5 protein-coding genes are annotated in these 9,117 nt (G+C 72.4%); 3 read left to right on the top strand and 2 right to left on the bottom strand.

The genetic code is table 11. From position 1 onward, the window contains the following. Positions 1–145 precede the first annotated feature (145 nt). From AB0M28_RS04875 to AB0M28_RS04865, 3 genes are all read left to right on the top strand, one after another. On the top strand, positions 146–2,017 hold the full coding sequence (locus AB0M28_RS04875) for an alkyl sulfatase dimerization domain-containing protein (RefSeq protein WP_365397781.1): 1,872 nt from the start codon (positions 146–148) through the stop codon (positions 2,015–2,017). Then, a complete protein-coding gene (locus tag AB0M28_RS04870; RefSeq protein ID WP_365397778.1) occupies positions 2,014–2,823 on the top strand; it encodes an acyl-CoA thioesterase domain-containing protein in 810 nt (269 codons plus the stop codon). Before AB0M28_RS04875 ends, AB0M28_RS04870 begins: the two co-directional genes overlap by 4 nt. A 105-nt stretch (positions 2,824–2,928) precedes the next feature. Continuing rightward, the gene (locus AB0M28_RS04865) at positions 2,929–3,918 is read left to right on the top strand and encodes a nitronate monooxygenase family protein (RefSeq protein WP_365397775.1); all 990 of its coding nucleotides are present in this window, start codon (positions 2,929–2,931) and stop codon (positions 3,916–3,918) included. A gap of 73 nt (positions 3,919–3,991) precedes the next feature. Here the strand turns inward: AB0M28_RS04865 and AB0M28_RS04860 are convergent, their stop codons facing one another. Together AB0M28_RS04860 and AB0M28_RS04855 are read right to left on the bottom strand one after the other, a co-directional pair. Beyond that, positions 3,992–5,062, bottom strand: coding sequence for an AraC family transcriptional regulator ligand-binding domain-containing protein (locus tag AB0M28_RS04860; RefSeq protein WP_365397772.1), 1,071 nt, complete (start codon positions 5,060–5,062; stop codon positions 3,992–3,994). A gap of 160 nt (positions 5,063–5,222) precedes the next feature. Further along, positions 5,223–9,056, bottom strand: a complete 3,834-nt coding sequence (locus AB0M28_RS04855; protein WP_365397769.1) for a S8 family serine peptidase — start codon at positions 9,054–9,056, stop codon at positions 5,223–5,225. Positions 9,057–9,117: the final 61 nt, after the last annotated feature.

Below are 9,117 nucleotides of genomic sequence, written 5' to 3'. Positions count from 1 at the left end.
CCAGAGCATCGGCCACCAGCCGCTGTTGGCGCCCTCCCAGACGCTGCTGACCGGCGCCGGGGCGCGCCAGCCGCCGCCGCACGCGGCGGGCCATGACGTACCACCCCTGGTTCCCGCCCCGCCCGCACACCGGAAGTGAAGTGCCATGAGCAAGCCCGAGCTCTACGCCCACCTCGACTGGGACGACCCCACCGACCTCGAGAACGCGACCCGCGGACTCGTCGCCCGACTCGACCCCTGCGTCATCCGCGGCGCGGACGGGCGTGTGGTCTGGGACAACGAGCGCTGGTCCTTCCTCGAGGAGGACTGCCCCGACACCGCCAACCCGAGCCTGTGGCGGCAGGGCCGGCTCAACGCCCTCGACGGCCTGTTCGAGGTCGTCCCCGGCGTGTACCAGATCCGCGGCTTCGACGTCTCGCAGATGACCATCGTCGAGGGCGACACCGGCGTGATCGTCATCGACCCGCTCGTCAGTGCGGAGTGCGCGGCCGCTGGCCTCGCCCTGTACCGCGAGCACCGCGGCGACCGTCCGGTCACCGGCGTGGTCTACTCGCACAGCCACACCGACCACTTCGGCGGCGTACTCGGCGTGACGACGCGCGCCGACGTGGCCGCCGGCCGGGTCGCCGTGATCGCCCCCGCCGGCTTCATGCAGCACGCCGTCAGCGAGAACGTCTTCGCCGGGCCCGCCATGCTGTGCCGTGCCACCTACATGTACGGCGGCCAGCTGCAGGCCGGACCCGAGGGCGCGATCGGCTTCGGCCTGGCCCAGGCCGGCTCCCGCGGCAGCGTCAGCCTGATCCCGCCGACGACCACCATCACGTACACCGGCGAGGAGGTCACCGTCGACGGGGTGCGGATGGAGTTCCAGCTCACCCCGGGCACCGAGGCCCCGAGCGAGATGAACCTGCTGTTCGCCGACCGCGGCGTGCTGCTGGTGGCGGAGAACGCCAACCACACCCTGCACAACGTGCTGACCCTGCGCGGAGCCGAGGTCCGCGACGCCCAGGCGTGGGCCGGCTACCTCACGGAGACCGTCCAGCTCTTCGCCGACCGCTCCGACGTCCTCATCGGCTCGCACAACTGGCCCACCTGGGGCCGGGCCGAGCTCACCGCCCTGCTCTCGCAGCAGCGCGACGCCTACGCCTATCTGCACGACCAGACCGTACGGCTGATGAACCGCGGTCTCACCAGCCGCGAGATAGCCGAGGAGCTCACCGAGTTCCCCGGCGAGCTGGGCCGCGCCTGGCACGCCCGCGGCTACTACGGCTCGCTCAGCCACAACAGCAAGGCCGTCTACCAGCGCTACATGGGCTGGTTCGACGGCAACCCCGCCCATCTGTGGCAGCACCCGCCGCAGGAGCAGGGCCGGCGTTACGTCGAACTCCTGGGCGGCGCCGACGAGGCCGTGGCGCGCGCGGAAGGGTACGTCGACTCCGACGACCTGCGCTTCGCCGCCGAGCTGCTCAGCCACGTGCTCTTCGCCGAGCCCGACCATGCCGGGGCCCGTACGCTCCAGGCCGAGGTCTTCACCCGCCTCGGCCACGGCGCCGAGAACGGCACCTGGCGCAACTTCTACCTGTCCGGGGCGACCGAGCTGCGCCGCCCGGCCGACAAGCGCCGGACCATCACCGGCGACAGCAAGTGGACTATGGCCCCCGCGTTGTCCACCCTCCAGATCTTCCAGTCCTGGGCGGTACGCCTGGACGGCCCGCGCGCCGCGGCCCACCGGCTGGTGCTGCGCTGGGAGTTCACGGACCCGGCCGAGAGCTGGACACTGCTGCTGGCCAACGGTGTCCTCACCCCGATCCGCGGCGAGGCCGTCGGCGGTGAGCAGCCGCAGACGGTGATCATGCTGACCCGTGCCGCCCTCGACCGCGTCCTGCTGGGCGCCACCACCTTCGCCGAGGCGCTGGAAGCGGGCGCGATGACCGTCGAGGGTGACACGAAGGCGCTGCCGACGCTCCTGGACCTGCTGGAGAAGCCGGCCCTGGCGTTCCCCATCGCCCTGCCGTGACCTGGGAGGAGCTGGCCGCGGCACTCGAGCCGGAGCAGACCGCACCCGGCCGGTTCACCGCCCGTCCACTGGACGTGGGGGTGGGCCGGGTGCCGGGGGCCACCCTGCTGGGGCTCGCCGTCGTCGCCGCCGAACGGCGGTTCCCCGGCCGCGCGGTACAGACCCTGCACACGGTCTTCCCGCGTGGCGGGAAGCTGGACGAGCCGCTCGGTATCGCGGTCGACGCCGTCCAGGAGGGCCGCACCCTCACCACGGCGCAGATCGTCTTCGCCCAGCGGGGGCGCGAGCACTGCCGGTCGCTGGCGATGCTCGGCCCGCGCGAAGCCGACTACCTCAGCCACACCACCCGGGCACCCGAGGAGCTTCCCGGGCCGGACGCCTGCGAGCCGTTCACCGAGCCGCGGCTCCCGTTCGAGACGCTGGTCGAGAGAGGCCCGGCGGCGCTGGCGGGGGCGGCGGGCCGGCCGGCCGCGGTCGACGTGTGGCTCCGGTGCAAGGAGATGGCCGAGGGCGCGTCGCCGTCGCGGGCGCTGCTCGCCCACGCCATGGAGCTGTTCGTCGTGCCTCCCGCGCTGCGCCCGTACGGGGCGGCGGAGCGGGAGCGGCGAGGGGGGCTCGGCACCCGCGTCGTGCTCTCCCAGTCCGTCACCTTCCACGAGGACTTCACCCTGCGGGACTGGGTGCTGCTGCGCGCGGAGAACGTGCACCACGGCGCCGGGCGCCTGCACACCCGGCTCCAGGCGTTCTGCGCTGGGCGGCTCGTCGCCTCGGCCACCGCCGACGGGCTGGTGCGGGCGGCGGTATGAGACGTGCGCTGTGGCAAGCGTCTCATACAGGTACTTAACGATCGATTGATAAACTCGGTGCGAGTCGTGGCTGCGAGCCACCGGTGCACACAGGAGGAACCGACAGTGATTCGCACGAGGTTCTGCGACGTCTTCGGGGTCGAGCACCCCATCGTCCAGGGCGGGATGCAGTGGGTGGGTCGGGCCGAGCTGGTGGCGGCGGTCGCCAACGCCGGTGGCCTCGGGTTCCTCACCGCGCTCACCCAGCCGACCCCGCAGGCGCTGCGCGACGAGATCGCCCGCTGCCGGGACATGACGGACAAGCCGTTCGGGGTGAACCTGACCATCCTGCCGTCGATCAACCCGCCGCCGTACGCCGAGTACCGCGACGCGATCATCGAGTCGGGTGTGAAGGTCGTGGAGACGGCGGGCTTCAGCCCGGCCGAGCACATGCCCGCGTTCAAGGACGCCGGCGTCAAGGTGCTGCACAAGTGCACCAGCGTCCGCCACGGCGTCAAGGCCCAGGACCTGGGCGTGGACGGCATCTCCATCGACGGGTTCGAGTGCGCCGGCCACCCCGGTGAGGACGACATCCCGGGCCTGGTGCTGATCCCCGCCGCCGCACGGAAGATCACCATCCCGATGGTCGCGTCCGGCGGGTTCGCCGACGCACGCGGTCTGGTCGCCGCGCTCGCGCTCGGCGCCGACGGCATCAACATGGGCACCCGGTTCCTCGCCACGGCCGAGGCTCCGGTCCATGAGCGGGTCAAGCAGCGCCTCGTCGAGGCGAGCGAGCACGACACGGAGCTGATCTTCCGTACCCTCAACAACACGGCCCGGGTCGCCAAGAACCCGGTGAGCACCGAGGTCGTGGGCATCCTGAACGGCGGCGGCGCGTTCGAGGACGTCCGGGAACTCGTCGCCGGTGCCCGCGGCCGCAAGGTCTTCGAGAGCGGCGACCTCGACCTCGGCATCTGGACCGCGGGTCTGGTCCAGGGCCTCATCGACGACGTACCCACGGTCGACGAGCTCATCCGGCGGATCGTGACCGAGGCTGCTGAGCTGATCAGCGGCCGTCTCGCCGGCGTCGTCCCGAGCGCCTGGACCTCGCTCTGATCCCTTCCTGAACCGGTCGGACCCGCACCCTGGTCGGAGGGTGCGGGTCCGACTGTTCTCAGGGGGTGACGCCTCAGCGCCCGCTGCCCCAGCGCTGGGGGGTGGTCCCGCTCCAGCGCCGGAAGGCCCGGATGAAGCTGGACGGTTCGGCGTACCCGAGAAGCCGGGCGACCTCCTCGGTCGGCACCCCGCGGACCAGCTCGGCCCGGGCCCTGGCGAACCGGGCGTCGTCCACCAGCTGCCGGTAGCCGGCGCCTTCGGCGGCCAGCTTGCGGCGCAAGGTCCGTGCGGTCATGCCGAGTTCGCGCGCCGTCCGGTCGATCCCGTCGTCCGCCCCGCCGAGCCGGGCGAGCCGGGCCCGTACCGCCTGCGCGGCCCCTCCCCGGTCCCGCCGGTCGGCCACGAGTCTGCGGCACAGCTCCGCCCCCTGCCGGGCGGCGTGCGGGTGGGCCTGCGGCAGCGGTTGGTCGAGCAGGGCCGGGTCGTGGACGAGTTCGGTGGCATCGGAGCCGAAGGACACCGGAACGCCGAAGAACTCCTCGTACGGCCGGGGGTCGGTGGTGGGGAACCCGAGCACCACCCGGCGCAGGAACCCGGCGACCTCGTCGCCGAGCACCTCCCGGTGCATCACGGTGATGGCCGCACAGTCCCGTTCGACCAGGAACCTGCGGACGTCGGTGGGAATCGCGCCACCGGCCAGCCGGGACACCTGGTCCCGTCCGTCGACCTCTGCGGTGATGGCGGAGAAGACACAGGTCAGGGAGCCGAACTCCAGGGATGTCCGGGTCACTTCGAGCATCGTCTCGCAGCTCATCAGAGTGAAGCCCCAGGCACCGGACGTGGTCAGGTGGAAGCGCGAGCCGACCTCCAGCCCGAGCCCGGGCCGGTCGCCGAGCAGGCCCAGCACGTTGCGTACGACGGTGAGTTCCTGCTGGGCCTGGATCAGGCGGTGCGGCTCGTCCAGCCACTCCGGGGCGATTCCGCTGTCGGCAAGGCACTGCGTGGTCCCGATGCCGTGCTCGGCGGCGAAGTCGGCGAGCACCAGGACGGGGGCGATGCCCCGCGGCCGGTCCCAGTCCTCGGGTCCTCGTCCGATGATCCGGCGCTCACCTGGCGGGAGCTGCTGTTCGGGGTGGTGGGACACTCGTGTCTGTTCCGTTCTCAGCGGGCCTCGGGTCGTGTATAAGCCGGAGCGGGCAGGCATTCACAGCCTGGCAACCGCGGCGGCGTGAGTCGCCGGGGGATCCGGTACCGCCGCCGCCCCCTCGTATGAGAGGGCGGCGGCAGTACGCGGGGTGGTGCGGCTACTTCAGGGCGTAGGCCCGATTGATGGTCTCCACCGTGCGGTTGCCCTCGGAGTCCCAGACTTCTGTGCGCAGCGTCACGAAGCCGTTGGTGGCTGCGAGAGCGGGGTGGCCGACGGTGACCTCGAAGGAGTCCGGGTCGTCACGCCTGATCCGGGCGTCGCTCCACGTGACGCCGTCATCGTAGCTGACCGAGACCTTGGCCCCGGCGACAGCCGCCGCCTGGTCCGTCCCCTGGGGGCGGGTCGCCCGCACCGCGAACTCGAAGCTCCGGCCGGCGGGCGCCTCGTTGAGGATGCTCAGCTGCAGCCGGTAGTCGAGCAGCAGGACCGGCAGCGCCTCGCACCGGGTGGCGCCGGGCACCACCGTCTCGCAGCCCTTGACGGCCTTGGACTGCGGGGCGGCGGAGCGGAAGCTCCACTCGGTGCGCGTGGTGGTGCCCAGAGAGACGCCGACGGGGTTGCTGAACCGCTTGGTGTCCATGACCACCCGGTAGTCGGCCGGCCCCGGGACCATCAACTGCCGGACGTCGGTCACCTGGACACCGTCGCGGTAGTACGTCCATGTGGGCAGCCGGCCACTGACCATGGCGTGCTCCCGCTCCCCGTCGCCGCCGACGTTGTCCGTGAACACGGTCCCCGCGTCGGTGCGGCAGAACGAGCAAGCCCGGTCGGTGTAGGCGGCCGGATGCATCGGCGCGGCGTACCAGGTGTCGCGGGTGGTGCGGCGCGGATGCGCGTGCACCGTCCAGGGCCCGACCAGCTGGGCGGAGTACGAGGTGTGCGGCAGCACCATCTGCTGGTAGGCGATCTCCTCGTCGGCCAGTATGTGGTCCACCCGGGTCCCGCCCTGGCCGAGCGCCTGGCCGGTCTGGATCGAGGGCATTGCGTACGGGCCCGAGGTGTTCAGGAACTCCCAGCCCACCCGCCGGGTCCGGTCCGAGTGGAAGGTGTTGACCACGGTGGCGAAGTCGTCCTGGTCGGCCACATGCGTCGCGTCGGCCGGCAGCGCCCCGGTGTCGTAGTACTGCGCGGTGTAGGTGTACCCGGACTCGTACACACCGCCGAAGGCGACGGTGACCGGGGAGCCGCCCGCCGTCAGCTCCAGCAGCCTGCGGCCGTCCTGGTAGTCGGCGACGGTGACCGGGATGGGCAGGTTGGTGCCCACGAACGAGTACCGCGGGCCCTCCCGCGGCGGCACGGCGACCAGCGCCTTGGCGCCGCCGGCGGCGGCCCGGCGGGCCTGGTCGGTGATGCCGACGAGGTTGTCGGAGGTGATCAGCACCGCCTTGCCCGCGACTCCCGCGGCGTCGATCTCGGCCTGGGAGCCGGCGCCCGCGTCGACCAGTTCCAGGTCCATCGTCCCGTCGAAGCGGGTGGCGTTGACCGGGGCGCGGACAGCGATCTGCTCGCGCACCGGGCTGGTCACCGCCAGCCGCTGGAGCGGCTCGCGGGCGGCGATCGTGGTGGAGAGCACGAACTCGCCGGTCTCCGCCTTCGCGCTGGGCACGATCCCGTACTTCTTGTCGGACGCGGCGATGGTGTCGGTGACGCCGCGCAGCTGCAGCTGCGCGCCGTCCGGCGAGGTGCGCTGCATCTGCAGGGAGAAGTGCGAGCCCTCCAGCGGGCGGTCCTCACCGCGGATTTGCAGGGAGAGGTCGCGGGCCTGGCGTGCGTCCGCGGTCATCGCCTGATCCTGCCGGGTGATGTCGACCTCGGGGAAGGCGAACACGTCGGTGGCGAAGTCGACGGTCTCCAGGTGCGCCGGGTCGTCGGTGGTGAGGGTGCCCATCACCGAGTACCGGCCCAGAGGCAGCCGCAGGGTGTAGCTGTCCCGGCCGCGCAGCCGGTAGCCGGCGACGAACTTGTTGTCCAGCCCCTGCACGGTCATTTCGACCAGCGGCGGGGTGCCGCCGAAGCGGTCCTTGAAGTCGATGGTGAGGGCGCGCTTGGGGGCCTCCTTGATGAAGCCCACGGGGGTGTGCACCGTGCGGCCGTCCGCGGCGGTGGCGGTCAGCGCGCCTGTCCAGCGTTCGGCGGGCACCAGGTTGGGGTCGAGTACGGCGGTCACCTCGGCGCTGCCGCCGGCCGGGACGGTGACGGAGCCGCCGTCGGCGCCCTGGAGGGTGAGCGCGCCGTCGGGCAGCGGATTGCCCTTCGTGTCGCGTACCGCGAGATCCAGGTCGAGCGTCACCGCCTCGGAACCGGAGTTGCTGAGGGTGAGCGTGCGGGGGCGCTTGTCGAACGTGCCGTCCTGCCAGAGGACCAGGCCGTAGTCGACGATCCCGGCGAGGTTCAGTTCCGCGTCCAGCGCCGCCGGGACGTCCAGGCGGCCGTAGCCCTGCTGGTACACGGTCTGACCGCTCACCGGCTTGGCATGCCCGGTCAGCGCGGCCTTGATCTGCGCGCCGCTCCACTCCGGGTGGCGCTGCGCGAGGATCGCGGCGGCTCCCGCGACATGCGGGGTGGCCATCGAGGTGCCGTTCATGGTGGTGTACCGGTCCCCGACGGGCGTGCCGAGGACGGTGCCGGCCGAACGCGCCGCGACGATGCCCACGCCCGGGGCGGTGATCTCGGGCTTGATGCCCGCGTCGCCGATCCGCGGACCCCGGCTGGAGAACGCGGCCAGTGCGTCGCTCCGGTCGACCGCGCCGACGGTGAGCGCCGACGGGGCGGTGGCGGGGGTGGCGACGCTGATCTCGTCGGGGCCGTAGTTGCCCGACGCGATCACGAACAGGGTGCCGGTGGAGGCACTGAGCGCGTCCACGGCGTCGGTCAGCGCGTCGCGCGGGCCGATGGCGGTGGTGCCCAGGCTCATGTTGACGACGTCGGCGCCCGCGGCGGCGGCCCACTCCATCCCGGCGAGCACCTCGGAGAAGTCCCCGCCGCCCTTGTTGTTCAGGACCTTGCCGATCATGAGGTCGGCGCCGGGCGCGACGCCCCGGTACTTCCCGTCGGCGGCCGCCCCGGACCCCGCGACGATCGAGGCGACATGGGTGCCGTGGCCGAAACCGTCGCGGACGTCCTCGCCCGCGACGAAGCTCCTGGACTCCGCGATCCGGCCGGCGAAGTCGGGGTGGGTGAGGTCGATCCCGCTGTCCAGTACGGCGACCTTGGCACCCGTACCGTCGTACCCGGCAGCCCACGCCTCGGGCGCGCCGATCTGCGCGGTGCTCCGGTCCAGGTCGGCCTTGACCTTCCCGTCGTACCAGACCTTGGTGACCTCGGGCCCGTCGCCGCCGTCGGCGCTGACGGCCCGGAAGAAGTCCTCGGCGTTCTTCTTCTCGACTTCGACGCCGCCCATGCCCAGCTTCGGCAGCACGACGCCGCGCTCACTCGCCGGGAGGTCGCCGGCGGCGTCCCGCAGGGCCGCGGCCGACGGCCGGCCCGCGTAGCGCACGAGCGCCGGGATCCGGTCGGACGCGGAGTCGGCCAGGCCGTCCCGCAACTGCCGGGTGACGTTGAAGAGTTCCGCGTCGACCAGCCCGGCGTCGACCTCGTCGGTGGCCGCCTCCGGGTAGACGTACAGATCGCCGTTGGCGCCGGTCGTGGTGTGGTACGCCGTGGGCCGCCCGCCCGTCGGGACGATGTCCACCGACTCCACCCGGCCGCCCCGGGTGGCCAACGTGACCGTGTCTCCCGTGACGAGGGTGAGGCGGGACCTGACGGCATCGCCCGGCGCGGACAGAGCCTGCGCCGTGCGGGCGTCCGTGGCGGCCGCGGCCGGACTCGAGGCCGCGGCGCCGGGCGCTGAGAGAAGGCACAGGAGGGAGGCCGTCGCGGCGCAGAGCGGTCTGAGCCGTATCAGGCGGCGGGCCTGGATCCGTTGGTACATGGTTGCTCCGTACATGTCGATGTACGCCCCGCCCGTGCCCACGGGGGATGGGCATCGGGCG

This window comes from Streptomyces sp. NPDC051940 (genome assembly GCF_040680895.1).
Lineage (GTDB): Bacteria > Actinomycetota > Actinomycetes > Streptomycetales > Streptomycetaceae > Streptomyces.
This window is presented reverse-complemented; position numbering and strand designations above follow the sequence as displayed.